Raw genomic sequence first — 23,981 nt, forward strand, 5'->3', positions numbered from 1 at the left:
CCGAGTCACGGCGAGAGGGGCGACGGTGCGTGCACTGACCACGGGGGCGACGAGAGGTCCGTCCCGCGATCCGGGCCGGCGGTGGCACTGATGGGCCCCCGGACCGGCGGCCGCAGCGCCGCCGCCGTCGTCGTGCTGGTGCTGGCCGCGCTGCTCGGCTCCGCGTACGCGCTCGGCCGCAGCATGGTGCCGGACGACGCGCGACCCGGCGCCACCACCAACACCGCCACCCGCACCGAGTACGCCGACCAGCCGGCCCCGTCGCCCTCCGACGCCCGCCCGACCGCCGACCGCTCCCCCGACGGCGAGGTGGCCGGCCAGGACGCCGAGCGGCAGCCCGCCGCCGAGGGCGGCGACGGCCTCTTCGGCACCCGGGTGACCACCGGCTCCTCCCGGGTGGCGCTCACCTTCGACGACGGGCCGCACCCGGACTACACCCCGCAGGTGCTCGACGTGCTGCGCGAGTTCCACGTGCGGGCCACCTTCTGCGTGGTCGGCGAGAACGCGCAGAGCCACCCCGACCTGATCCGGGCGATCGTGGCCGACGGGCACACCCTCTGCAACCACTCCTGGCGGCACGACGTGCAGCTCGGCCAGCGCTCCCCCGACCTGATCCGGGCCGACCTGCTGCGCACCAACGCCGCGATCCGGGCCGCCGTGCCGGACGCCCCGATCGCCTGGTACCGGCAGCCCGGCGGGGCGTGGACGTACCCGGTGGTGTCGGTCGCCGAAGAGCTGGGGATGACCCCGCTGCACTGGAACGTCGACCCGTCGGACTGGCAGGCGCCCGGCGCGCTGCGGATCGCCACCATGGTCACCCGCACCGCGACGGCCGGCTCGGTCGTGCTGCTGCACGACGCCGGCGGCGACCGGCAGGGCACGGTCGACGCGCTGCGCCACATGCTGCCGGAGCTGACCAGCCGGTTCGAGCTGGAGGCGCTGCCCGTCGACGGCACCACCTGACCGCGCCCGCCGATCGGACTACGGTGACGGGGTGAGCAGCGCGGAACCGACGACCGACCGGGTGACCCGGGCCGACCGCCTCGCCCCGGCCGAGGTGGCCGAGGCCCTGGCACTGGCCCGCCTGGCGGGGGACGCCGACGGGGCCGACCCGTTCGACGAGCACACCCTGCTGCGGCTGCGCGACCCGGAGGCCGCCGCGGCGCACCTGACGGCCCGGGCCGCCGACGGCACCCTGACCGGGTACGCCCACCTGGACACCACCGAACCCGCCGCCGGCATCGGGGTGGAACTGGTCGTCCACCCGGCGTACCGGCGCCGGGGCACCGGACGGGCGCTGGCCCGGGGCGTACTCGCGGCGGCGTCCGGGCCGCTGCGGGCCTGGGCCCACGGCGACCATCCCTCCGCCGCCGCGCTCGCGGTCGACCTCGGCTTCAGCCGCGCCCGGGTGCTCTGGCAGTTGCGCCGGTCGCTGACCGGCGCGCTGCCCGAGGCGCGACTGCCCGAGGGCGTCACGCTGCGGGCGTACCGCCCCGGGGCGGACGACGCGGCCTGGCTCGCGGTGAACGCCAGGGCCTTCGCCGACCACCCGGAGCAGGGCCGCTGGACCGAGGCCGACCTGCGGGTACGCCTGGCCGAGCCGTGGTTCGACCCGGCCGGTTTCCTGCTCGCCGTCGAGGAGTCGACCGGCCGGCTGCTCGGCTTCCACTGGACCAAGGTGCACGAGCGCCCGGGGGCGGCCCGGATCGGCGAGGTGTACGTGCTCGGCGTCGACCCGTCCGCGCACGGCGGCGGGCTCGGTCGGGCGCTCACCGCCGCCGGCCTGGCCCACCTGCGCGACGGGCGGGGGCTCGACCGGGTGATGCTCTACGTCGACGAGTCGAACACCGCGGCGGTGGCGCTCTACGAGCGGCTCGGTTTCGCCCGCTGGTGCGGGCACGTCAACTACGCCCTGGGCTGACCCGTACGGTCACGCGGGCGTCACGCTGGGGCCTCGGCGCGATAACGGCCGTCCGGTTAAATCGGATATGTGGGCATAGCCGGCGCGTAGTTAACCCAAAAGACAACCCCCACTCAGGCATCGGCCAGCCCGATGATCGGGCTTGTTCATCCTCCGTTCACTTGTGACCGGCGAACCGTCCACCTGACCCTCCTAACTTTCGTGTCAGCCGGTCAGCGCCGGCGCCCGGGCCCCCATCCGGGCGACCTGACCAAAGACGTGAAGGGAAACCCCTCAGGTGAAGCTCCAGCGGCACGGCACCATCGCCTGCCTCGCTCTTACTGCGGTGCTCGGTCTCAGTGCTTGCGGCTCGGACAACAACGAGCCGGCCGGCTCCGCGTCGGGCTCCGCCAGCGCGGCGGACTGCGCCACGGGCACGCTGAACGCGCAGGGCTCCTCCGCCCAGAAGAACGCCATGGCCGAGTGGATCAAGGCGTACCAGCAGAAGTGCCCGGGCACCACGATCAACTACGAGCCCTCCGGCTCGGGCGCCGGCATCCAGGCCTTCATCGCGGGCACCGCCGACTTCGCCGGCTCCGACTCCGCCCTCAAGGAGGAGGAGCAGCCGCAGGCCGACGCCAAGTGCACCGGCGGCAAGGCCATCCACCTGCCGATGGTGATCGGCCCGGTCGCCGTGGCCTACAACCTCAACGGCGTGGACAACCTCCAGCTCAAGCCGGCCACCCTGGCCAAGATCTTCGCCGGCAAGGTCACCAAGTGGGACGACCCGGCGATCAAGGCCGACAACCCGGACGCCAAGCTGCCCGCCACCGCGATCCAGACCGCGCACCGGTCGGACTCCTCCGGGACCACCGACAACTTCACCGACTTCCTGGCCAAGACCGCCGAGGCGGACTGGACCTTCGGCAAGGCCAAGGAGTGGAAGGCCCCGGGCGGCACCGCCGGCAAGGGCAACGACGGCGTGACCAGCATCATCAAGGGTGCCGACGGCACCATCGGCTACGTCGAGATGTCCTTCGCCGAGAACGCCGGCCTCAAGATGGCCAAGGTCGGTAACGGGGCCGGCGAGTTCGCCCCGCTGACCCTGGAGAACGCCGGCAAGACCATCGCCGGCGCCGAGGTCACCGGCAGCGGCGACGACCTCAAGATGAAGATCGACTACAACACCAAGGAGGCCGGGGCCTACCCGATCGTCCTGGTGACCTACGAGATCGTCTGCTCCAAGGGTCTCGCCGCCGACAAGCTCCCGCTGGTCAAGAGCTTCCTCGGCTACACCGCCAGCGCCGAGGGCCAGAAGGTGCTGAGCGAGATCGGCTACGCCCCGCTGCCCGAGTCGGTCCGCACCAAGGTCGAGGCGGCGGCCAAGAACATCTCCTGACCCTGACCGGCACCACCACCTCAACTCGAAGCGAGCGAGCAGATGGGTGAAACCCCTCAGCGCTCGGCCGACGCCGGCACCGGCGGGACCCGCGTGGCCCAGAGCCACGACCGGCCCGCCGGTGCCTCGGCGCGTGTGGCCGAGGCACCAGTCAGCACCCGTACCCCCGGCGGAGCCGGACTGGGTGGCGGTGGCGCGCTGCCCCGCGCCCGGGCCTTCGGCGCGGAACGCGCGTTCCGTGGGCTCACCCTGGCCGCCGGCACCGCCGTGCTGGTCGTGATCGCGGCGATCGCGTTCTTCCTGATCGCCAAGGCGGTCCCGGCCCTGCGTGCCAACACCGAGAGCTTCTGGAGCTTCGAGGGCTGGTTCCCGAACGATTCCGAGCCGAAGTTCGGCATCGGCGCGCTCGCCTTCGGCACCGTGCTCAGCTCCGCGCTGGCCCTGCTGATCGCGGTGCCGGTGGCGCTGGGCATCGCGCTCTACCTCTCGCACTACGCGCCGCGCCGCCTGGGCACCACGCTCGGCTTCCTGATCGACCTGCTGGCCGCCGTGCCGAGCGTCGTCTTCGGCCTCTGGGGACGCGACGTCTTCATCGGCCCGGTCCGCGACTTCTCGGTCTGGCTGAACCAGTACTTCGGCTGGATCCCGATCTTCGGCGGCGACGGCCCCTTCGGGCGGTCGATCCTGCTCGGCGCCCTGGTGCTGGCGATCATGGTGCTGCCGATCATCACCTCGCTCTCCCGCGAGGTCTTCCTGCAGACGCCGACCGCCAACGAGGAGGCCGCCCTCGCCCTGGGCGCCACCCGCTGGGAGATGCTGCGCACCGCCGTGCTCCCCTACGGCCGCCCCGGCATCATCGCCGCGGTGATGCTCGGTCTCGGCCGGGCGCTCGGCGAGACCATCGCCCTGGCGCTCACCCTCGGCGCGACCTTCAGCATCTCGTTCAACCTGATCGAGAGCGGCGGCAACACCATCGCCGCCAACATCGCCAACGCGTTCGGCGAGGCGAACGACACCGGCCGGGGTGCGCTGATCGCCTCCGGTCTGGTGCTCTTCGCCATCACGCTGATCGTCAACATCACGGCGCGGGCGATCATCTACCGCCGCCGGGAGTTCACGGAGTCGGCCGCATGAGCACCACCCTCACCTCCCACCGTCCCCGCCCGGCGGCGCAGCCCACCAGCCTGAAGGCCAAGCGGCTGCCGGCGTACGCGGCGCCCGCCATCGCGCTCGCCGCCGTGCTGGTCGCCGCCGGCATCGTGTACGGCGCCGGCATCGGCGGGCCGGTGCTGGTCGTGGTCGTCGCCGCGCTGCTCTACCTGGCCGGCCTCTTCGCCGCGGCGAACGCGGTCGAGGGGCGCCGCTCGGCGCGCAACCGCACCTGGAGCGCCCTGATCCACTCGGCGTTCGTGCTGGCCGTACTGCCGCTGGCCTCGGTGGTCTGGACGCTGGTCAGCAAGGGCATGGAACGTTTCGACGCCGACTTCTTCGGCACCTCGATGAACAACATCGGGGCCCGGGACGCCAACGGTGGCGCCTACCACGCCATCGTCGGCACCCTGGAGCAGGTCGGCATCGCCGCCCTGATCACCGTCCCGCTCGGCATCCTCTGCGCGATCTACGTCGTCGAGTACGGACGGGGCCGGTTCGCCTTCGCGATCCGGTTCTTCGTCGACGTGATGACCGGCATCCCCTCGATCGTCTCGGGCCTGTTCGTGCTGGCCTTCTGGGTGCTGATCGTGTCGCCGGTCTTCAACGACGGCCGGCCGGGCTTCTCCGGCTTCGCCGCCGCGCTGGCGCTCAGCGTGCTGATGCTGCCCACCGTGGTCCGCTCCACCGAGGAGATGCTGCGTCTCGTCCCGGCGCCGCTGCGCGAGGGCGCGTACGCCCTCGGCGTGCCGAAGTGGAAGACCATCCTGCGGGTCGTGCTGCCGACGGCGCTGCCGGGCATCGTCACCGGCGTCATGCTCGCCATCGCGCGGGCCGCCGGCGAGACCGCTCCGGTGCTGCTCGTCGCCGGCGGTGGCGCCGCGATCAACTTCAACCCGTTCGAGAACAACCAGTCGTCGCTGGCCCTCTTCGTCTACCAGCAGGCCGGTGACGCGTCGAAGTACGCGCCGGCGCGGGCGTGGACCGCGGCACTGACCCTGGTCGCCCTCGTGCTCGTCCTGACCATCGCGGCGAAGTTGCTGGCCCGTCGCAACCGGCTCGGCCGATGAACCCCGGAGGTACCACCACCATGGCCAAGCGCATCGAGGCCGCCGACGTCACCGCCTACTACGGTGGCTTCAAGGCGATCGAGAACATCAACCTGACCGTCGAGCCGAAGACGGTCACCGCCCTGATCGGCCCGTCCGGCTGCGGCAAGTCGACCTTCCTGCGCTCGATCAACCGGATGCACGAGGTGCTGCCGGGGGCGCGGGTCGAGGGCAGCCTGACCATCGACGGCCAGGACATCTACGACCGCGACGTCGACGTGACGGCGGTCCGCCGGATGATCGGCATGGTGTTCCAGCGTCCCAACCCGTTCCCCACCATGAGCATCTTCGAGAACGTGGTGGCCGGGCTGCGGCTCAACGGCGTACGGAAGAAGTCGATCCTGGACGAGGCCGCCGAGAAGGCGCTCCGCTCGGCGAACCTGTGGGACGAGGTGAAGGACCGCCTCGGCAAGCCGGGCGCGGGCCTCTCCGGCGGTCAGCAGCAGCGGCTCTGCATCGCCCGGACCATCGCGGTCGAGCCGCAGGTGGTGCTGATGGACGAGCCCTGCTCCGCGCTGGACCCGATCTCCACGCTGGCCATCGAGGACCTGATGTTCCAGCTCAAGGACAAGTTCACCATCATCATCGTCACCCACAACATGCAGCAGGCCGCCCGGGTGTCGGACCGGACCGCCTTCTTCTCCATCGAGAAGACCGGCGACCCGGGCCGGCTGATCGAGTACGACAACACCCAGAAGATCTTCAGCAACCCGAGCGTGAAGAAGACCGAGGACTACATCACCGGCCGCTTCGGCTGACCCGCTGGTCCCCGTCCGCGGCGGACCCGGTTTGCGGCGTGTCGCGGTCTTCGACGACCGGGACACCGCGACACGCCGCAAACCGACGGGGGTGCCCGGCGGGGTCACCCGAGGACGAAGCGGGCGCTCCCGTCGTCGGACAGGTCGAGGCGGGGCGTGACCGGGGTGGCGGCGTCGCGGGTGGCCGACGCCCGGGCCACCCCGGCCAGGTCACCGGCGGCGGCGACCTGGGCCAGGGTGACCAGGGTGGGCGGCAGCATGGTCAGCTCACCCGCCTCCGCCCGGGCCAGGGCGTCCGCCGGGCGTACCCACATGGTGTGGTCGGCCTCGCCGGAGACGTCCCGGGTCCGCTGCCCCTCCGGCAGCAGGGCCACGAAGAAGTACGTGTCGAAGCGGCGCGGCTCGAACTCCGGGGTGATCCACCGGCTCCACGGCAGCAGCAGGTCGGAGCGGAGCGTCAACCGCCGGCCGGCGAGCAGGTCGGCGAAGCCCGTCCGGCGGGCCTCCAGGTCCTGCCGGGCGGTTTCCCAGTCGTCACCGCTGACGTCGCCCACCACCGTCCCGGCGTCCGGGCCGGCGAGCAGGACGCCGGCCTCCTCGAAGACCTCCCGGGCGGCGGCGCAGACCACCGCCTGGGCGGCGTCCGGGGCGATGCCGAGCCGGTCGCCCCAGCCGGCGGGCTCGGGGCCGGCCCAGTCCAGGTGCGCCTGGGAGTCCGAGCGGTCCACCCCGCCGCCGGGGAAGGCGTACATCCCGCCGAAGGTCATCGCGGCGACCCGGCGGATCAGGTACACCTCGAAGTCGGGCCCGGCCGGGCGGAGCAGCAGCACGGTGGCGGCCACCCGGGGCACCGCCGGGACGCCGCCCTCGGTGCGGAACCGGCGGGCGTGCTCGACCAGGGCGGCCGGGGCGGCAAAGCCGTCGATCGTCATGCCGTGAGCCTAGGGCCTGCGCCATGAGGGCGGTCGAGCCGAGGCGGCGGCCGGCCGGCTCCCCCGGGTACGCCCTGGTTCCCGACGGGTGGATCATCCTCCCGGCGTGGGCACGCTCCCGGGTAGCGTGCCCGCCATGACGCGTTGGGGAATCCTGGCCACCGGACACATCGCCGGCCGCTTCGCCGAGGACCTGCGGCTGGTACCGGGGGCCGAACTGGTCGCGGTCGGCTCGCGTACGCCGGAGAGCGCGGAGCGTTTCGCCGCCCGGCACGGCGCCCCCCGGTGGTACGGCTCGTGGGCCGAGCTGGCCGCCGACGACGAGGTCGACGTGATCTACGTGGCCACCCCGCACGCCGCCCACCACGAGGCCACCCGGGTCTGCCTGGACGCCGGACGGGCGGTGCTGGTGGAGAAGCCGTTCACCCTCGACCTGCCCACCAGCGTCGAACTGGTCGAGACGGCCCGCGCCCGCGGGGTCTTCCTGATGGAGGCCATGTGGATGCGCACCAACCCGCTCGTCCTCCGCCTGATGCAGCTCGTCGCCGAGGGGGCGATCGGCGAGGTGACCGGCGTACGGGCGGACTTCGGCGCGGCCGGGCCGTTCCCGCCGGAGCACCGGATGCGGGCCCGCGCCCTGGGCGGCGGCGCGCTGCTGGACCTCGGCGTCTACCCGGTGAGCCTGGCCCACCTGCTGCTCGGTGTGCCGCAGCACGTGCACGCCTGGGCGAAGGTGGGCCCCGAGGGCGTGGACGAGAACACCGGCATCGTCCTCGGCTACGACTCCGGCGCGGTCGCCACGCTGAGCTGCGGCATGGTCGGCGCGACCCCGCTGACCGCCTCGATCACCGGGACCACCGGCCGGATCGACCTGCCGGAGCCGTTCTTCCGGCCCGGCTCGGCGGTGCTGCACCGGGCCGGGGCCGAGCCGGAGACGCTCACCGACGACCTGGTCGGCGGGGGCTACCAGTACGAGGCCGCCGAGGTGCAGCGCTGCCTGGCGGCGGGGCTGACCGAGAGCCCGCTGGTGCCGCACTCGGCGACGCTGGAGGTGATGGCGCTGCTGGACGGCATCCGGGAGCGGATCGGCGTCCACTACGCCTGACGACGGGCGGTGGGGCGTACCGCCGGGGTGGCGGGTGGCACCCACCACCGCCCGGCGCTGACGCGGGCGGTGGGACGCGGAAGGCCCCCGCCGGGGACGGCGGGGGCCTTCGCGGTGGCCGGGTCAGCTGAACAGCGGACGGGCCAGGAAGTACATCAGGGCGCCGATCGAGCCGGCGGCCGGGAAGGTCAGGATCCACGCGCCGACGATGTTGCCGGCCACGCCCCACCGCACGGCGGAGAGCCGCTTGGTGGCACCCACCCCCATGATCGCCGAGGTGATCGTGTGGGTGGTGGAGATCGGCGCGCCCAGCACCAGCGCGTTGAAGTACAGCACCGAGCTGGCCACGGTCTCGGCGGCGAAGCCCTCCGGCGGACGCAGGTCGATGATCTTACGACCGAGGGTCCGGATGATCCGCCAGCCACCGGCGTACGTGCCGGCGGCGAGCACGGCGGCCGAGGTCCAGAACGCCCACTCCGGGATGAACTCCGGGTCGTTCTGGAAGCCACCCACGTAGAGGGCCAGCACCACGATGCCGATGGTCTTGGCGGCGTCCTGCATGCCGTGGCCGACCGACATGGCGGCCGCGGAGGCGGTCTGCGCCCAGCGGAAGCCCCGGTTGAGCTTGCCCGGGTGCCCCTTCCGGAAGATCCACTGCACGGCGATCATGACGACGTAACCGAGCAGGAAGCCGACCATCGGCGACAGCACCATCGGGATGATGACGCTCTCCCCGATGCCGGTCCAGAGCACCGTGCCGGAGGCGGCGATGGTCGAGCCGACGAGGCCGCCGATCAGCGCGTGCGACGAGGACGACGGGAGGCCGAAGTACCAGGTGATCAGGTTCCACACGATGGCGCCGATCACGCCGGCGAAGACGATGCCGAGGCTCGCCTGCCCGGTCGGTAGTTTCACCAGGCCGCTACCGACGGTCTTGGCCACCTCGGCGCCGAAGTGCGCGCCGATGAAGTTGCCGACCGCCGCCATGGCCAGGGCCACCCGGGGTGTCAGCGCCCGGGTGGAGATGCTGGTCGCGATCGCGTTGGCGGCGTCGTGGAAGCCGTTGGTGTAGTCGAACACCAGGGCCACCCCGATCACCGCCAGCACGGCGATGAGTTCGGGACTCACAGGATCAGGACTCCTTGACCGCGATGGTCTCGACGGTGTTGGCCACGTGCTCGAAGGCGTCGCAGGCGGCCTCCAGCTCGTCGGCGACCTCCTTCATCTTCAGCACGGTCAGCGCGTCGTACTCGCCGGAGAAGAGGCGGACCAGCAGCATCCGGTACGCCTGGTCGCCGTCGTTCTCCAGCCGGTTGCACTCGATCCAGTAGTCCTCGAGGTCCTTCATCGACCGCAGCCGGGGCATCGCCTCGGCGGTCAGCTTGGCCTGCTGGTCGAGGACGTTGACCATCTCGTGCATCTCGCGGGGCAGCGAGGGGAGCTTGGTCAGGCCGTACAGGTAGAGCAGGTTGCCGACCGCCTCCAGGTGGTCCATCACGTCGTCGAGCAGCGAGCCCAGACGGTAGATGTCCTCCCGGTCGAACGGGGTGATGAAGGTCGAGTTGATCTTCTTGTAGAGCTCGTGGGTGATCTGGTCGCTGTCGTGCTCGACCTCGGTCAGCCGCTCGCTCACCGACTGCACCTCGACGTCGGGCAGGGCCAGCTCGTTGAGCAGTGCGGTGCCCTTCACCAGGTTCTGCGCGGCCCTGGTGAAGAGCTCGTAGAAGGCGCCCTCGTTCGGGCGGAAGGAAAACTTCACAGCACGGACCTCGTCGTGTCGGTGGAAGGGTGGCCGTCGCCCCGGACGGGCGTCTGCTCTGGGCATGCTAGGTACCCCACGGAACCGGGCATCGACCGGCCCACCCCTGGTCAGGCCCGATTCACCGTTCGTTCACCCGCCGTTCACCTTGGTCCTCTCGTCCCCGTCCCGCAACCGCTGGCGTTCCCGCTGCACGTCGAAACCGGCTGCCGGATACCCCAGATGCAAGGTGTCGAACGTCTCCCGCAGCAGGTGGGCCACCGCCCAGTCCCGGTACCACTTGCGGTCCGCCGGGACCACGAACCAGGGCGCGGCGTCCGGTCCGCACCGCCCCAGCGCCTCGGCGTACGCCGCTTGGTAGTCGTCCCAGCGGGCCCGGGAGTCGAGGTCGGCCGGGTTGTACTTCCAGTGCTTCGTCGGGTCGGTCAGCCGCTCCATCAGCCGCTCCCCCTGCTCCGCGCGGGAGATGTGCAGCATCACCTTCACCAGGGTCACCCCCGCCTCGACCAGCTCCCGCTCGAAGGCGTTGATCTCGTCGTACCGGGCCCGCCAGGCGGCCTCCGGCACCAGCGCGTCGACCCGGGCCACCAGCACGTCCTCGTAGTGGGAGCGGTTGAACACACCCACGTAGCCGGGCGGCGGCAGGGCACGGCGGATCCGCCACAGGAAGTCGTGCCGCGCCTCCTCCTCCGTCGGCGGGCCGAAGGAGCGGATGTGCAGCCCGAGCGGGTTCATCGCGCCGGCCACCCGTTTGACCGTGCCGTCCTTGCCGCCGCAGTCCATCGCCTGGAGCACCAGCAACAGCCGCGGCGGCCGTCCCCCGTCGAGGTGGGCGTCGGCCGCCGTCGGCGCGCCCGTCGGGGCGTCCGCGCCGGCCGCGGCCTTGGCGGTGGCGAAGAGCATCTCCTGCTGCCGGCCGAGCCCGGCGCCGATCAGCTCGACCTGGGCGCGCGCCCACGCCTTGCGTTCCCGGCCGATCCCGGCCGCCGCCGGCAGCCCGGGCGTCGCGCGCGGATCCACCGCGTCGAGGTCGACCGTGCCGCCGTCCGGGGCGGCCCGCAGCAACTCCCGCATCGTGCCACCCTCCGGCGGCACGACCTCCGACTCGTCGATCACACCCATCCCCCGATCCTCACCCACTCCGCCACCCCCCGCCTCCCGAGCCCGCCCGCCCCCGCCCGGCCGGGTCGCCCGGGCGTACGGGGGGTGGCCGTACGGGCGGGGGCGGCGGGGTGGGCGGTGGTTGGGGAGAATGCGGGGCGACCACGGGGGAGGCGGGCGGTGATGGTGGACGCGGCGGCGGAGTTCGAGGCAGAGCGCGCGCGGCTGACGGCGGTGGCGTACCGGATGCTGGGCAGCCGGAGCGAGGCCGAGGACGCCGTGCAGGAGACCTGGCTGCGCTACGCCACGGCACTGGGCGACCCGGCCGCCCGGGCCGAGGTACGGCACCTCGGCGGCTGGTTGACCACCACCTGCGCCCGGATCTGCCTGGACGTGCTCCGTTCGGCCCGAGTACGCCGGGAGACGTACCCGGGGCAGTGGCTGCCCGAGCCGCTGGTGACCCCGCTGCGGCCGGCCGCCGGGGCGGACGGCTACGCCCCCGACCCGGCCGAGCGCGCCGTGCGCCGCGACCAGGTCGGCACGGCGCTGCTGGTGGTGCTGGAGCGGCTCACCCCCGAGCAGCGCGTCGCGTTCGTCCTGCACGACGTCTTCGCGGTGCCGTTCGCCCGGATCGCCGAGGCGCTCGGCACCAGCCCGGAGGCGGCCCGGCAGCTCGCCTCCCGGGCACGTCGCGCGGTGCACGCGCCGGACGCCCCGCGACACACCGCCGACCTGGCCGAACAGCGGCGGGTGGTGGCCGCGTTCGTCGCCGCCACCGAGTCCGGCGACCTGAACGCGCTGCTCCGGGTGCTCGCCCCCGACGTGCTGCTGATCGGCGACAGCGGCGGCCACTTCCCGTCGGCCCGCCGCCCGGTCACCGGCGCGGACAACGTCGGCCGCTTCGTGCTGGGGCTCTTCGGCCGGGCCGGCCGGTACGGCCAACGGATGCGGGGCGGGCCGGTGCTGGTGGACGGCTCGCTCGGGCTGCAACTGGAGACCGTGCACACCGACGGCCGGCTGCTGCGGCTGGTGGTCGCCTACGCCGTGCACGAGGGGCGGATCACCGGCGTCTTCTTCCAGCTCAACCCGGACAAGCTGCACCACCTGCCGGCGGTCCCCACCGACGCCGCCTGGCCGCCGCCCCGGTGAACCCGGCTCAGACCACCAGGGTCAGCCACTTCCGGTACGACGTGGCGAACGGCTCGGTGCCGTCGCCCAGCGCGTCGAGCAACCACGCCGACGCCGCCTCGGCCTCGGCGACCAGGTCGTCCGGGTAGCCGAACCGCTCCCGGTGCACGGCGAACTCGTCCTCGTCGCGCAGCTCGACCAGGCCGGTGGCGCGGCGACGCACCACGTCCAGGTCGAGGTCGATCAGGTGCACCGTGTCGTCGCCCTCCCACCGGGCGGGGGTGGTGATGTCGCAGTAGACCTCGCTGGTGCGCGGCGGCGGGTTGAACATCCCGGTCCACCAGGCGTGGTGCGGCACCAGGAGCACGAACGGGATCTGCTCGACCGAGGGCCGGCCGTGGTAGACCGACTCGGTGCCGGCCGGCACGCCCAGCCAGACGCCGAGGTCGTCCTCGGTGAGCCGGCGGGCCGGGTAGTCGCGGTGGGCGCTGCCGTCGTACTTGCGGTAGATCACACGGACCACATCGCTCGGCATGAGTCGCACCCTAGCCGATTCCGCCCAGCGGTCGCTGCGGGGAAGTTACCGGACGCGGCCGGCCGGTTTCCGTACCGTGACCGCGCCACCCGGGCGGCGGCCCGGCCGGTGTCGGGGCCGGCGGGTACCGTCGCACGGTGACTCCGCCGCGCACCGCCACCGGATCCGCCACCCCGACGGCCCGTAGCCGGCGACGAGGCGTCCGGCCCAGTGGCACCGAACTGCTGGCCGCGGCGGTCGGCGCGGTCCCCGGTGGCGCGGCCCGTCCCGGCCAGCAGCAGATGACCGAGGCGATCGAGCGCAGCGTGGCCGCAGGCGAGCACCTGCTGGTCCAGGCCGGCACCGGCACCGGCAAGTCGCTGGCGTACCTCGCTCCCGCGCTGACCGTGGACGGCCCGGTGGTGGTCTCCACCGCCACCCTGGCGTTGCAGTCCCAGCTCGTCGAGCACGACCTGCCCCGGCTCGCCGAGGCGGTGGAGCCGCTGCTCGGCCGCCGGCCCACCTTCGCCGTGCTCAAGGGCCGGCACCACTACCTCTGCCTGGCCCGGCTGGACAGCTCCACCGAGGACGAACCCGGCGACACCCTCTTCGACGCCCCGGGCGGCGGCTCCGGCGGCGGCACCAAGTGGCTCGGCGAGGCCGGGCGGCTCGGCAAGCAGATCCAGCGGCTGCGCGACTGGGCCGACGAGACGCACACCGGTGACCGGGACGAACTGGACCCGGGCGTGGACGACCAGGCCTGGCGGCTGGTGTCGATGCCGGCGCGCGAGTGCGTGGGGGCCACCCGCTGCCCGTTCGGCCAGGAGTGCTTCGCCGAGGCGTCCCGGGCGCGGGCCCGCGAGGCCGACATCGTGGTCACCAACCACAGCCTGCTCGCGGTGGACATGCTCGCCGGCCGGCACATCGTGCCGCCGCACAAGCTGCTGATCGTCGACGAGGCGCACGAGCTGGCCGACCGGGTCTCCTCGGCCGCCCAGGCGGAGCTGGTCCCCGAGCTGATCGACCGGTCCACCCGGCGGGCCCGGCCGCTGCTCAAGCCGGACGTCGCCGACCGGCTCACCGAGGCCGGCGACGCGCTCGCCGTCGGGTTGGCCGAGGCGCCGGCCGGGCGGCTCACCGCCGGGCTGCCGGCCCCGCTGCGCGAGGCGTGCACGCTGCTCGACGGGGCGACCCGGGCCGCGCTGGACGCGATCGGCGAGGTCAAGTCGGACGACCCGGACCCGGTCCGCAAGCAGCAGGCCAAGGCGGTGCTGGACGAGCTGTCCACCACCGCGCAGCGGCTGCTGGAGGAGGCCGACCACGACGTGGCCTGGGTGGAGAAGCCGGAGAACGGCAGCCGCCGCGCGCTGGTCGTCGCGCCGCTCTCGGTCGCCGGCACCCTCGCCTCCCACCTGTACGACGAGCGCACCGTCGTCGCCACCTCGGCCACCCTGACCCTGGGCGGCAGGTTCGACACGGTGGCCCGCGCGCTCGGGCTGGACGCTCCCCCGCCCGCCCCGCCGTCACCGGCCGCCGCGGCCCTCGCCGCCAGCACCGCCCGGGGCGACGCGGCGGCCCCCACCCCGGTGGCCACCGCCGCCGGCAGCCGGGCCGCCACCGGCACCGTCCCGGCCACCGAGGGGCCCGGGTGGCGGTCGCTGGACGTCGGCTCCCCGTTCGACTACGCCCGGCAGGGCATCCTCTACGTCGCCGCGCACCTGCCCCGCCCCAGCGTCTCCGGGCTGCCCGAGGCGGCCGGCGAGGAGCTGCTGGCGCTGGTCGGCGCGCTCGGTGGTCGTACCCTCGGGCTCTTCTCCTCGCGACGGGCCGCGCAGCAGGCCGCGGAGCTGGTCCGGGCGCGGACCGACCTGCCGGTGCTGTTGCAGGGCGAGGAGGCGCTGCCGCTGCTGGTCCGCCGTTTCCGGGAGGAACGGTCGAGCTGCCTGTTCGGGGTGATGTCGCTCTGGCAGGGGGTGGACGTGCCGGGCGACTCCTGCCAGCTCGTGGTGATCGACCGGCTGCCCTTCCCCCGCCCGGACGAGCCCCTCGCGGCGGCCCGCGCGGCGGCGGTGGACGCCGGCGGCGGCTCCGGCTTCGCCTCGGTCAGCGTGCCGATCGCCGCGGTACGGCTGGCCCAGGGCGTGGGCCGGTTGATCCGGGCGACCGGCGACCGGGGCGTCGTCGCGGTGCTCGACTCGCGGCTGGAGACCGCCCGGGGCTACGGGCCGTTCCTGCGCCGCTCGCTGCCGCCGTTCTGGTACACCACCCGCCCCGAGGTGGCCCGGGGTGCCCTCGAACGCCTCGCCAAGGCCTGAACACGCCGGAGCCGCCCGGCCCCGAGGGGTCGGGCGGCTCCGGCGGGTGGACGGTCAGGGCGCCTGGGAGGCGACCACCACCGCGTCGGGCGGGGTGTCCGGCACGGTACGGGCGGCGAGCCGGCGCACGGCGGTGTTGAGCACCGCGATCAGCGGCACCGCGACCAGCGCGCCGGTGATGCCGGCCAGCACCACGCCGGCGGCGATCCCGATGATCACCGCGAGCGGGTGGATGGCCACCGCCCGACCCATGATCAGCGGCTGGAGCAGGTGGCCCTCGACCTGCTGCACGCCGATCACCACGCCCAGGATGATCAGCGCGGTCACCGGGCCGCTGTCGACCAGCGCCACCAGCACCGCGACCCCGCCGGAGAGGGTGGCCCCGACGATCGGGATGAACGCGCCGAGGAAGACCAGCGCGGCCAGGGGGAAGGCGAACGGCACGTCGAAGATGACCAGGAAGACGCCGATGCCGACCGCGTCGATGAAGGCCACCAGGACGGTCGCGCGGACGTACGCGCCGAGCGTGGCCCAGGAGGCCCGGCCGGCGTCGTCGACCTTCCAGCGGGCCGCCACCGGCAGCAGCCGGACCAGGAACCGCCAGATGTTGTTGCCGTCACGCAGGAAGAAGAACGTGGCGAACAGCACCAGGATGGCGCCGGTCAGCACCTCGGCCAGCGTGGTCGCGGTGGAGAGCGCCCCGCTGGTGAACTTCTCGGTGTTGCCGTTGACCCACGCCTGCCCCTCGTCGATGTACCGCTCGAGCTGCCCGTCGGAGAGGTGCAGCGGACCGGTCTTGAGCCAGTCCTGGATCTGCCGTACGCCCTGCGACGACTTCTCGCTCAGCTCCGGCACGCCCTGGATGAACTCGTTCACCACCAGGGTCAACGTGCCGACCACCGCGGCCAGGCCACCGACCAGCACCACGCCGGTCGCCAGCGACCTCGGGAAGCGGGCCCGCAGCAGCCAGCCCACGGCCGGGGCGAGCAGCGCGGAGAGCAGCAGCGCGACGGCCAGCGGGATGATCACGATGCTGATCGTCCCGACGATCTTCAGCAGCGCCCAGGTCACCACGCCGATCACGATCAGCCGCCACGACCAGGCGGCGGCGATGCGCAGGGCGTGCGGCACGTCCGCGTCGTCACGGCTGGCGGTGGAGTTGTGCATCGCGGCGGGAGGCTCCGCGCCGACGACGGTGGCCGACAACGGCGCCACCGGGCCCGGCGACACGGGCGAGGCGACCCCGGGATCCGTCGACACCGGGGTCTCCTCGGCGCGACCCGCGCGCACCGAATCCCGTCCGGACTCGTACGCACGGCGCAGCCGGGCGCGTACCCGCTCGAAGCGGCTCAAGCGCACCTCCTGGAAATGAAACGGGCCGCCCCACGACGGTCCGGACAGGGTACGTCCGACAGCCGACACCGTAGGGCAGTTCCGCCACACATTGCCCCCCGCCCGTTCCGCTCAACCACCCCGACGACCCGCGACCCGGCACGCGGTAGCGTCTTCGCGTGACCGCCGACCCGAACCTCGACTCCGGCCTGCCGATCCGCCTGCTGCACGACCGCGTGCTGGTGCGGATGGAGGGGAGCGAGGGTGAGCGCCGTTCCACCGCCGGCATCGTGATTCCGGCCACCGCCGCCGTGGGCAAGCGACTGGCCTGGGCGACCGCGGTGGGCGTCGGCCCGAACGTCCGCTCGATCGTCTCCGGCGACCGGGTGCTCTTCGACCCGGACGACCGCTCCGAGGTGGAACTGCACGGCCGGGGGTACGTCCTGCTGCGGGAGCGGGACGTGCACGCCGTCGCCGCCGAACGGGTGGAGAACGAGCCCACCGGCAACACCGGCCTCTACCTGTAGCCACCCTCCGCACCGCGGGACGCGACGGCCGTTTGTGCCGCTGTCCGGCGGGAAGCCAGGCGCATCCAGCGCCCTGGGGAGGGACGATGCCGGTATTCGTGAAGAAGGTGCTGCTCTGGGGCGGCGTCGCCTTCCTGTTCTACTTCATGGCGTTCCGGCCGGACGGCGCGGCACAGATGTTCAAGGCGATCGGGGCCGGGCTGATGGCGATGTTCCAAGGGCTCGGCGACTTCATGACCAGCCTGATGACCTGACCGCGCCGCCGGCCCCCCACCGGCGACACGTGGGACACCGCTCAGGGCTGCCAGGGCCCGGCCGGACGGCCGCCGTACCCGCCGGGCGGGCCGTAGCCGGTCGGGTACGCCGGAGGCGGCGGCGGGGCCAGCACCACCGGGATCGGCACCACCGGGGAGTCGGGGGCCTCGACCGCGCGCTGCGACCCGTCCGGGAAGCGCAGGTGGTAGCGCTGCCCGTCCCAGATGCCGACCGGTGCCTGCGGGTCCCGACCCACGAAGTACGACCGGTACGCGCTGATCGCGTCCAGCAGTTCCCGCTCCTCCCGGGCGGTACGCTCCCGATCGGCCGCCTTGCGGTCCAGCCCCCGGCGCATGCCGTCGCGCAGCAGCGCCAGCCGGGTGGCGGCGAACTGGTAGCCGCGCATCGCCCGCAGGCCCGGCTCGCCCCCGACCCGACGGGCCCAGACCCGCGCCGCGTGCCGCCGGCCCAGGCTGCCCAGGGCGGCCACCTCCGGCGGGGTGAGCCAGCCGGCCCGCACGTAGTCCGGCAGCACCCGCTCGGTGAGCCGCCCCTCCCAGGCGCGCAGCCAGATCGCGAAGCTGACCATGCCGAAGAAGATCGGCACCATCAGCGCCACGATGCCGAGGAAGAAGATCACCGGCTGGCCGGTCGCCTGCACCAGCGACGGCAGCAGGTTCCAGGTGCCGTGCAGGATCATCGCCAGCAGCAGGCCGGCGGCCGGGGCGAGGATCCGCACCCGCCGGTCGGCCGCCCGGGCGGCGATGCCCAGCCCGACACCGGTCATCGAGGTGAACAGCGGGTGGGCGAAGCCGAAGAAGAGGATCCGCATGATGAAGATGACGATGACGTTGCGGACGCCGGTGGCCGGCCCCCACTCGTCCACGCCCGAGGCATACCCGGCGCCGCCCAGGTAGAGGATGTTCTCCACCATGGCGAACCCGACCGCCGAGAGCCCGCAGTAGACCAGGCCGTCGGTGATGCCCGACCACTCCCGGCGGCGGAAGACCAGCAGCAGGATCGGGCCGAGCGCCTTGGTCAGCTCCTCGATGAACGGGGCGACCAGCACCGCGGTCAACGCGGAGGGCAGCTCCCACCGGTCGAAGAGCTTCGCCCCGGCGTTGTTGACGGTCAGCGACGCGGCGGTGGAGACGAACGCGCCCCAGGCGAAGCAGAAGACCAGGTACTTCAGCGGCTCCGGCTCGTACCGGTCGAGCCAGAGGAAGCAGGCCACCAGCACCGGCACCGGCAGGACCGCCGCGGCCACCCCGACCAGCAGCGCGTCCAGGCCCAGGTTGGTGCCGAGGGTGTAGAGCATGTAGACCGCGCAGGCGGCGATCAGCAGCACCACCCCGGCCAGCACCAGGATCCGCCGCCAGCCCAGCCGGCGCGGCGGCATCCCGGGCGCGACGGCACCCGGTGGTGGGACGGCGGGCGCGGTCGGCGGCGGCACGGGCCAGCCGGGCGGGGTGACGGCCATGCGGTCAGCGTAGTCACCCACGGCCCCCTGGTCCGGACGCATCGGTGGTGGTTATGCTGCCCACAGGTCACGAGCGCCAGCGTCAAGCCCCGGCTTGCTGGCCGGCAACCCTCGTCGAGTTCGCGGTGGGGTGCCCCGGGTGATGACCGGGCCCAGCCCGATCCGTGTGCTGGGCAAGCGCGGACCCCGTCCCGGTGTGCCCACACCCGGGGTCCCGAGGACCCCGGAGGAACCGGCATGACCGTCACCCTCGTACCGCCCGCCCGTCCCACCGCCGCCACGCCCGCACCGGGCCGGCCGGACCCGCTCGGCGTGCTCGGCGTACCCGGGCAGGTGAACCTGGACCACGCCGCCAGCGCGCCCTGCGCGCGGGCCGCCGCCGACGCGGTGGCCGAGCTGCTGCCCTGGTACGCCAGCGTGCACCGCGGCGCCGGGGCGCTGTCGCAGCGCTGCACCCTGGCCTACGAGCGGGCCCGGCAGACGGTCGGCGACTTCTTCGGCGCCCGCGCCGACGACCACGTGGTCTTCACCCGCAACACCACCGACGCGCTGAACCTGCTGGCCCGGGCCCTGCCCGCCGGCACCACCGTGGTCACCTTCGCCGGGGAGCACCACGCCAACCTGCTGCCCTGGCCGCGCGGCTCGGTGCGGCTGCCGGTGCCGGAGAGCCCCGGCGCGGCCGTCCGGTCGCTGGACGCCGCCCTCGCCGAGCTGCGCCGGGGTGGGGTGTCCGGGCCGCCGGTGCTGGTCGCCGTGACCGCCGCGAGCAACGTGACCGGTGAGCGCTGGCCGGTGGCCGAGCTGGCCCGGGCGGCCCGCCGGCACGGTGCCCGGATCGTGGTCGACGCCGCCCAGCTCGCCCCGCACGCGCCGGTGGACGTGGCCGACCTCGACGTGGACTACCTGGCGGTCTCCGGGCACAAGCTGTACGCGCCGTTCGGCGCGGGCGTGCTGCTCGGCCGGGCCGACTGGTTGGACGAGGCCCCGCCGTACCTGGCCGGTGGGGGCGCCACCGGCCACGTCGGCGCGGCCACCCACGACGTGCGCTGGGCGACCGGCCCGGCCCGGCACGAGGGCGGTACGCCGAACCTGCTCGGCGCGGTCGCCCTGGCCGCCGTCTGCACGGCGCTGGCCGAGGCGGACCGGGACGCCCTGCACGCTCACGAGCAGCGGCTGCTGACCCGGCTGCGGGACGGCCTCGCCGCGCTGCCCGAGGTGGTGGAGCTGCGCGCCTTCGCCCCGGACACGCCCCGGGTCGGCATCGTCTCGTTCGTGCTGGCCGGCCGGGACTCCGCCGAGGTGGCCGGGTACCTGGCCCGGGAGCACGGGATCGGGGTGCGCGACGGGCTCTTCTGCGCGCACCCGCTGGCCCGGCGGCTGCTCGCCGAGGCGGCGACGCGCAGCGGCCGGGACGACCTGCCGCCGACCGCGCTGCGGGCCAGCCTCGGGCTGGGCAGCACGCGGGCCGAGGTGGACCGGTTGCTCGCCGCGTTGGCGGCACTGCGCTGACCGGGGTGGCTCAGCCGAGCGGCGGGGCGGTCGGGGGCTTCGGGGCCCCGCCCGGCTCCGCCGCCTCCCCGCGCGGCTTCTCCTGGTCGCCGAAGGACTGCCGGACCAGCCGGTTCGCCTCCTCCTGGTCGATGCCGGAGGCGACCATCAGGTCGCTGGCGGTGGTGCGCACCTGGGCGATCACGACGCTGCCGGAGAAGCCCACCCCCTGCGCGTACGCCCGGCCGGCCTCGCTGACCGCGCGCAGTGACCGCTCCCGGGCCTGCTCCGGCTCGGCCCCCACGGCGAACTCGTGCCGCAGCAGGCGTACCGACTCGGCGAGGTGGGCCACCGCGTCCGGCATCGGTTCGGGGATCGGCTCCTCGTCCTCGATCATGGTGACGGCCCGACGGATCAGGGTGCCGCTGTTGCGCATCGCCCGGTCGATCGGGTCGGCCGCCTCCGCGTAGTGGGTCAGCTCGCTGCGCCGGTGCCAGCGGGCCGGCGAGAGGGTGCTGGTCTCCTTCGCGCCCTCGATCGCCTCGGTGAAGGCGGCCAGTTCCTCCTTGTTCTCCCGCAGCCGCTCCAGGGCCCGCTGGGCGCTGCCCCGGTCCCGCTTGCGCAGCGCCTCGGCGCAGACGTCGAGCTGTCCGGCGAGCAGGTCCAGCGCGGGGCGGGCGGCCCGGTTGATCACCCGTAACGGGTTGAGCGGCAGCAGGACCGCGGTCACCAGCAGCGCGATCCCACCGCCGACGAACGCGTCGACGAAGCGGGGTATCTCCAGGTCCTGGACTGAGGGGCTGAGCGTGACGATCAGCACCGCGGTCGCGGCGGCCTGGATCACGACGGCCACACTGCCGCCGAAGAAGATCGTCAGCAGGATCGCCGAGGTCACCACCAGGCCGAGCTGCCAGCCGCCGGTGCCGAGGAAGTAGATCAGCACGTCGCCGAGGAACACCCCGACCGCGACTCCGATGATCAGCTCGACGGTACGGCGCAGCCGCTGCCCGACCGAGGCGGCCAGGGTGCCGACCGCCGAGATGGGCGCGAAGACGGGCTGCGGGTTGTTCAGCACCTCGTGCGCGAAGATCCAGGAGAGCGCGGCGGCCAGCCCGGCCTGGACGGCCAGGCCGAGCGCCATCCGCACCCGGTGCAGCCGGTCGTGCAGGGTGGCCCGGCTCCGGTGGCGCAACTCCGCCATCGCCCCGGCGATCCGGGCGGAGTCGACGTCCGTGCCGTCGCGCAGGGCGGCACGCCGCATCAGCGACGGTCGTCGGTCCCGGGCCACGGCCATGGCCGGGACTACCCGTACCGGGAGCTTTCATCCCACCGCCCGTGCGGCAGACTCGACGGGGTGACGGAGCTGACCGAGCGCTGGCGGACGGCGGCGCGGGACGCCGGCGCGGTCGACGACCCGGCGACGATCCGGGCCGGGCAAGACCTGGTCGCCCGCTGGCGCGAGCCGCACCGCCGGTACCACACGCCTCGCCACCTCACCGCCGTGCTGGGCGTGGTGGACGCGTACGCGGGGCTGGCTACCCAGCCGGACCTGGTGCGGCTCGCCGCCTGGTGCCACGACGCGGTCCACGACCCGCGCGCCGCCGGGGACACCAACGAGCGGGACAGCGCCGCGCTGGCCGGCACGCTGCTGACCGGGCTGGGGCTGCCCGCCGAGGCGGTGACCGAGGTCCGCCGGCTGGTGCTGCTCACCGCCGGGCACGCCGTCGCCGCCGACGACCCCGACGGCGCGCTGCTCTGCGACGCCGACCTCGCGGTCCTCGCGACCCCACCCGACGAGTACGCCGCGTACGCCGCCGCCATCCGCCAGGAGTACGCGCACGTCCCCGAGCCGGACTTCCGCGCCGGCCGGGCCCGCGTCCTCGACTCCCTGCTCGCCCTTCCCGCCCTCTTCCGCCTGCCCCCACTGGCGGCCCGCTGGGAGGCGCCCGCCCGCGCCAACCTCACCCGCGAACTGGCCACCCTCCGCCGACCCCCGCCGTCGGGACGTCAGGCCGGGGTGGGGTCCGGGGGTGCAGGTGCTTGGGACGGCGGAGCCCGCTGGCGCGGAGCCGGTGGGCGATCTCGCGGGTAGGGACGACCTGGGCGCCGAGCCAGACCGCCACCGGGAAGCGCTCGGCGGGGATGTCGTAGTGGTCACGGTCGAAGCCCCGGCGGGGCACGCCCAGCGCCTCGGCGAAGGCGTGCAGTTCGGCGTGGGAGACGTCGCTGATCAGGTGGGACCAGAGCCGTCCCCGCCACGGCCAGGCGGGCCGGTCGAGGTACAGCATGGCGGCCAATCTAACCGGCGGTTAGCCTTCCCCGCATGGTTGGCTCCCCCCTCCTCGACGACCTGCGGGCGGCGCTCGGCGACGACGCCGTCCTGACCGACCCCGACCTGCTGCGGATGCACCAGCGCGACGAAGCGGACCTCTGCCCGGCGGGCACGCCGCTGGTGGTGACCCGGCCCCGCAGCACCGAGCAGGTGGTGGCGGTGGTCCGGGCGGCCGCGCGGCACGGCGTACCGGTGGTGCCGCAGGGGGCGCGGACCGGGCTGGCCGGCGCGGCGAACGCGGTCGACGGCGCGGTGGTGCTCAGCACGATGGCGATGGACGCGATCCGGGAGATCGACCCGGTCAGCCGGATCGCCGTGGTGCAGCCGGGGGTGGTCAACGCGACCCTGGCCGGTGCGGTGGCGAAGCACGGGCTCTGGTACCCGCCGGACCCGGGCTCCTGGGAGTCCTCCACCATCGGCGGCAACGTCTCCACCAACGCCGGCGGCATGTGCTGCGTCAAGTACGGCGTGACCACCGAGTACGTGCTGGGCCTGGAGGTGGTGCTCGCCTCCGGCGAGGTGCTGCGCACCGGTCGGCGCACCGCCAAGGGTGTCGCCGGGTACGACCTGACCCGGCTCTTCGTCGGCTCCGAGGGCACCCTCGGCGTGATCACCGAGATCACCGTGTCGCTGCGTCCGGCCCCCGAGGAGTCGCTGACCATGGTGGCCGTCTTCGGGTCCACGGCGGCGGCCGGCGCGGCGGTGGCCGACATCGCCGCCCAGGGGCTCAGCCCCAGCCTGCTGGAACTGCTCGACCGGACCCATCTGCGGGCGATCGAGGCGTACCGGCCGATGGGGTTGCGCACCGACGCGCAGGCGCTGCTGCTCGCCGCCGCCGACACCGGCTCCCGGTCCGCCGACGACCTGGCCCGGCTGGCCGAGGTCTGCGAGGCGGCCGGGGCCGAGGAGGTGTACGCGGCCACCGACGCCGTGGAGGCGGCGGCGCTGTTGCAGGCCCGCCGGCTGGCACACCCGGCGATGGAGAAGTTCGCCGCCGACGCCTTCCCCGGCGGCAACGGCGGTCTGGTCATCGACGACGTGGCGGTGCCGCGCGGCGCGCTGGCCGCGCTGCTCGACGGGGTCGCCCGGATCGCCGAGGAGTGCGACGTGCCGATCGGCGTGGTCGGGCACGCCGGGGACGGCAACATGCACCCCAACATCGTGGTCGACCGAGCCGACCCGGCCAGCCTGGAACGGGGCCGGCGCGCCTTCGACGAGATCATGCGGCTCGGCCTGGACCTCGGCGGCACCTGCACCGGCGAGCACGGCGTCGGGCTGCTCAAGCGGGACTGGCTGGCCCGCGAGATCGGCCCGGTCGGCGTCCGGGTGCACCAGGCGATCAAGGCGGCGCTGGACCCGGCGGGGATGCTGAACCCGGGCAAGGTGCTCTGACCCCGG

The 23,981-nt window shown here is 73.9% G+C and carries 21 protein-coding genes, 3 pseudogenes and 1 riboswitch; of the genes and pseudogenes, 15 read left to right on the top strand and 9 right to left on the bottom strand.

What is annotated here, in order from left to right; all coding sequences use genetic code 11:
• Nucleotides 1-90 precede the first annotated feature (90 nt).
• From GA0070614_RS13550 to pstB, 6 genes are all read left to right on the top strand, one after another.
• Nucleotides 91-963, top strand: a complete 873-nt coding sequence (locus GA0070614_RS13550) for a polysaccharide deacetylase family protein (RefSeq protein ID WP_088976299.1) — start codon at nt 91-93, stop codon at nt 961-963.
• Between the two features lie 31 nt (nt 964-994).
• Nucleotides 995-1,921, top strand: coding sequence for a mycothiol synthase (gene mshD / locus GA0070614_RS13555; RefSeq protein WP_088976300.1), 927 nt, complete (start codon nt 995-997; stop codon nt 1,919-1,921).
• Between the two features lie 277 nt (nt 1,922-2,198).
• Complete coding sequence (gene pstS / locus GA0070614_RS13560) at nt 2,199-3,299, top strand: phosphate ABC transporter substrate-binding protein PstS (protein ID WP_088976301.1); 1,101 nt, start codon at nt 2,199-2,201, stop codon at nt 3,297-3,299.
• Between the two features lie 42 nt (nt 3,300-3,341).
• Nucleotides 3,342-4,433, top strand: coding sequence for a phosphate ABC transporter permease subunit PstC (gene pstC, locus GA0070614_RS13565; RefSeq protein ID WP_088976302.1), 1,092 nt, complete (start codon nt 3,342-3,344; stop codon nt 4,431-4,433).
• On the top strand, nt 4,430-5,518 hold the full coding sequence (gene pstA, locus GA0070614_RS13570) for a phosphate ABC transporter permease PstA (protein WP_088976303.1): 1,089 nt from the start codon (nt 4,430-4,432) through the stop codon (nt 5,516-5,518). Before pstC ends, pstA begins: the two co-directional genes overlap by 4 nt.
• Before the next feature lie 20 nt (nt 5,519-5,538).
• A complete protein-coding gene (pstB, locus tag GA0070614_RS13575) occupies nt 5,539-6,315 on the top strand; it encodes a phosphate ABC transporter ATP-binding protein PstB (protein ID WP_088979415.1) in 777 nt (258 codons plus the stop codon).
• 104 nt (nt 6,316-6,419) lie between these two features.
• Here pstB and GA0070614_RS13580 read toward each other — a convergent pair whose 3' ends face one another.
• Nucleotides 6,420-7,247 (bottom strand): NUDIX hydrolase, encoded by an 828-nt coding sequence (locus tag GA0070614_RS13580; RefSeq protein ID WP_088976304.1) that lies wholly within the window; start codon nt 7,245-7,247, stop codon nt 6,420-6,422.
• Nucleotides 7,248-7,383: 136 nt separating this feature from the next.
• Here GA0070614_RS13580 and GA0070614_RS13585 point away from each other — a divergent pair, with 136 nt between their 5' ends.
• Nucleotides 7,384-8,352, top strand: a complete 969-nt coding sequence (locus GA0070614_RS13585; RefSeq protein WP_088979416.1) for a Gfo/Idh/MocA family protein — start codon at nt 7,384-7,386, stop codon at nt 8,350-8,352.
• Between the two features lie 123 nt (nt 8,353-8,475).
• Here the strand turns inward: GA0070614_RS13585 and GA0070614_RS13590 are convergent, their stop codons facing one another.
• From GA0070614_RS13590 to GA0070614_RS13600, 3 genes are all read right to left on the bottom strand, one after another.
• Entirely contained in the window at nt 8,476-9,480 is a 1,005-nt protein-coding gene (locus tag GA0070614_RS13590; protein WP_088976305.1) for an inorganic phosphate transporter, read from the bottom strand.
• Nucleotides 9,481-9,484: 4 nt separating this feature from the next.
• Nucleotides 9,485-10,111, bottom strand: a complete 627-nt coding sequence (locus GA0070614_RS13595; protein WP_088976306.1) for a DUF47 domain-containing protein — start codon at nt 10,109-10,111, stop codon at nt 9,485-9,487.
• A 132-nt stretch (nt 10,112-10,243) separates the two neighbouring features.
• On the bottom strand, nt 10,244-11,233 hold the full coding sequence (locus GA0070614_RS13600; protein ID WP_088976307.1) for a PPK2 family polyphosphate kinase: 990 nt from the start codon (nt 11,231-11,233) through the stop codon (nt 10,244-10,246).
• A 162-nt stretch (nt 11,234-11,395) separates the two neighbouring features.
• On the opposite strand from GA0070614_RS13600, the gene sigJ reads away from it, so the two are divergent.
• The gene (gene sigJ / locus GA0070614_RS13605; RefSeq protein WP_088976308.1) at nt 11,396-12,361 is read left to right on the top strand and encodes an RNA polymerase sigma factor SigJ; all 966 of its coding nucleotides are present in this window, start codon (nt 11,396-11,398) and stop codon (nt 12,359-12,361) included.
• Between the two features lie 7 nt (nt 12,362-12,368).
• Here sigJ and GA0070614_RS13610 read toward each other — a convergent pair whose 3' ends face one another.
• Nucleotides 12,369-12,875, bottom strand: a complete 507-nt coding sequence (locus GA0070614_RS13610) for a DUF402 domain-containing protein (protein WP_088976309.1) — start codon at nt 12,873-12,875, stop codon at nt 12,369-12,371.
• 137 nt (nt 12,876-13,012) lie between these two features.
• Here GA0070614_RS13610 and GA0070614_RS31675 point away from each other — a divergent pair.
• Together GA0070614_RS31675 and GA0070614_RS31680 are read left to right on the top strand one after the other, a co-directional pair.
• Nucleotides 13,013-14,371: pseudogene (locus GA0070614_RS31675) on the top strand (ATP-dependent DNA helicase); the annotation flags it as partial.
• Between the two features lie 111 nt (nt 14,372-14,482).
• A pseudogene (locus tag GA0070614_RS31680) lies at nt 14,483-15,169 on the top strand (ATP-dependent DNA helicase); the annotation flags it as partial.
• A 54-nt stretch (nt 15,170-15,223) separates the two neighbouring features.
• Here the strand turns inward: GA0070614_RS31680 and GA0070614_RS13620 are convergent.
• A complete protein-coding gene (locus GA0070614_RS13620) occupies nt 15,224-16,522 on the bottom strand; it encodes an AI-2E family transporter (RefSeq protein ID WP_231933627.1) in 1,299 nt (432 codons plus the stop codon).
• A 158-nt stretch (nt 16,523-16,680) separates the two neighbouring features.
• Between GA0070614_RS13620 and GA0070614_RS13625 the strand changes: the two genes are divergently transcribed.
• Entirely contained in the window at nt 16,681-17,028 is a 348-nt protein-coding gene (locus GA0070614_RS13625; RefSeq protein WP_088976312.1) for a GroES family chaperonin, read from the top strand.
• Between the two features lie 86 nt (nt 17,029-17,114).
• Nucleotides 17,115-17,282 carry a hypothetical protein gene (locus GA0070614_RS30570; RefSeq protein WP_170839495.1) on the top strand — a complete coding sequence of 56 codons (168 nt, stop codon included), beginning with the start codon at nt 17,115-17,117 and terminating at the stop codon, nt 17,280-17,282.
• A gap of 41 nt (nt 17,283-17,323) precedes the next feature.
• Here the strand turns inward: GA0070614_RS30570 and GA0070614_RS13630 are convergent, their stop codons facing one another.
• On the bottom strand, nt 17,324-18,805 hold the full coding sequence (locus tag GA0070614_RS13630) for a PrsW family intramembrane metalloprotease (protein WP_088976313.1): 1,482 nt from the start codon (nt 18,803-18,805) through the stop codon (nt 17,324-17,326).
• 23 nt (nt 18,806-18,828) lie between these two features.
• Nucleotides 18,829-18,949, top strand: a riboswitch (SAM riboswitch).
• A 51-nt stretch (nt 18,950-19,000) separates the two neighbouring features.
• On the opposite strand from GA0070614_RS13630, the gene GA0070614_RS13635 reads away from it, so the two are divergent.
• A complete protein-coding gene (locus GA0070614_RS13635; protein WP_088976314.1) occupies nt 19,001-20,272 on the top strand; it encodes an aminotransferase class V-fold PLP-dependent enzyme in 1,272 nt (423 codons plus the stop codon).
• Nucleotides 20,273-20,282: 10 nt separating this feature from the next.
• On the opposite strand, the gene GA0070614_RS13640 is transcribed toward GA0070614_RS13635, so the two are convergent.
• Nucleotides 20,283-21,512 (bottom strand): FUSC family protein, encoded by a 1,230-nt coding sequence (locus tag GA0070614_RS13640; protein ID WP_231933691.1) that lies wholly within the window; start codon nt 21,510-21,512, stop codon nt 20,283-20,285.
• A 93-nt stretch (nt 21,513-21,605) separates the two neighbouring features.
• Between GA0070614_RS13640 and GA0070614_RS30575 the strand changes: the two genes are divergently transcribed.
• Nucleotides 21,606-22,343: an HD domain-containing protein gene (locus GA0070614_RS30575; RefSeq protein ID WP_331715108.1), complete on the top strand. Its 738-nt coding sequence runs from the start codon at nt 21,606-21,608 to the stop codon at nt 22,341-22,343.
• Nucleotides 22,344-22,371: 28 nt separating this feature from the next.
• Here GA0070614_RS30575 and GA0070614_RS31545 read toward each other — a convergent pair.
• Nucleotides 22,372-22,539, bottom strand: a pseudogene (locus GA0070614_RS31545) (DUF4031 domain-containing protein); the annotation flags it as partial.
• Nucleotides 22,540-22,574: 35 nt separating this feature from the next.
• Here GA0070614_RS31545 and GA0070614_RS13650 point away from each other — a divergent pair.
• On the top strand, nt 22,575-23,975 hold the full coding sequence (locus GA0070614_RS13650; protein ID WP_088976316.1) for an FAD-binding oxidoreductase: 1,401 nt from the start codon (nt 22,575-22,577) through the stop codon (nt 23,973-23,975).
• Nucleotides 23,976-23,981 lie beyond the last annotated feature (6 nt).

Origin of the sequence: Micromonospora coxensis (assembly GCF_900090295.1) — a bacterium.
Classification (GTDB): domain Bacteria; phylum Actinomycetota; class Actinomycetes; order Mycobacteriales; family Micromonosporaceae; genus Micromonospora; species Micromonospora coxensis.

Bases quoted from the DNA above. Each gene is read 5' to 3' on its own strand.
- GA0070614_RS13550 (WP_088976299.1), top strand. From the start codon at position 91: ATGGGCCCCCGGACCGGCGGCCGCAGCGCCGCCGCCGTCGTCGTGCTG.
- pstC (WP_088976302.1), top strand. From the start codon at position 3,342: ATGGGTGAAACCCCTCAGCGCTCGGCCGACGCCGGCACCGGCGGGACC.
- pstA (WP_088976303.1), top strand. From the start codon at position 4,430: ATGAGCACCACCCTCACCTCCCACCGTCCCCGCCCGGCGGCGCAGCCC.
- pstB (WP_088979415.1), top strand. From the start codon at position 5,539: ATGGCCAAGCGCATCGAGGCCGCCGACGTCACCGCCTACTACGGTGGC.
- GA0070614_RS13580 (WP_088976304.1), bottom strand. From the start codon at position 7,247: ATGACGATCGACGGCTTTGCCGCCCCGGCCGCCCTGGTCGAGCACGCC.
- GA0070614_RS13585 (WP_088979416.1), top strand. From the start codon at position 7,384: ATGACGCGTTGGGGAATCCTGGCCACCGGACACATCGCCGGCCGCTTC.
- GA0070614_RS13600 (WP_088976307.1), bottom strand. From the start codon at position 11,233: ATGGGTGTGATCGACGAGTCGGAGGTCGTGCCGCCGGAGGGTGGCACG.
- sigJ (WP_088976308.1), top strand. From the start codon at position 11,396: ATGGTGGACGCGGCGGCGGAGTTCGAGGCAGAGCGCGCGCGGCTGACG.
- GA0070614_RS13610 (WP_088976309.1), bottom strand. From the start codon at position 12,875: ATGCCGAGCGATGTGGTCCGTGTGATCTACCGCAAGTACGACGGCAGC.
- GA0070614_RS30570 (WP_170839495.1), top strand. From the start codon at position 17,115: ATGCCGGTATTCGTGAAGAAGGTGCTGCTCTGGGGCGGCGTCGCCTTC.
- GA0070614_RS13630 (WP_088976313.1), bottom strand. From the start codon at position 18,805: ATGCGTCCGGACCAGGGGGCCGTGGGTGACTACGCTGACCGCATGGCC.
- GA0070614_RS13635 (WP_088976314.1), top strand. From the start codon at position 19,001: ATGACCGTCACCCTCGTACCGCCCGCCCGTCCCACCGCCGCCACGCCC.
- GA0070614_RS13640 (WP_231933691.1), bottom strand. From the start codon at position 21,512: ATGCGGCGTGCCGCCCTGCGCGACGGCACGGACGTCGACTCCGCCCGG.
- GA0070614_RS13650 (WP_088976316.1), top strand. From the start codon at position 22,575: ATGGTTGGCTCCCCCCTCCTCGACGACCTGCGGGCGGCGCTCGGCGAC.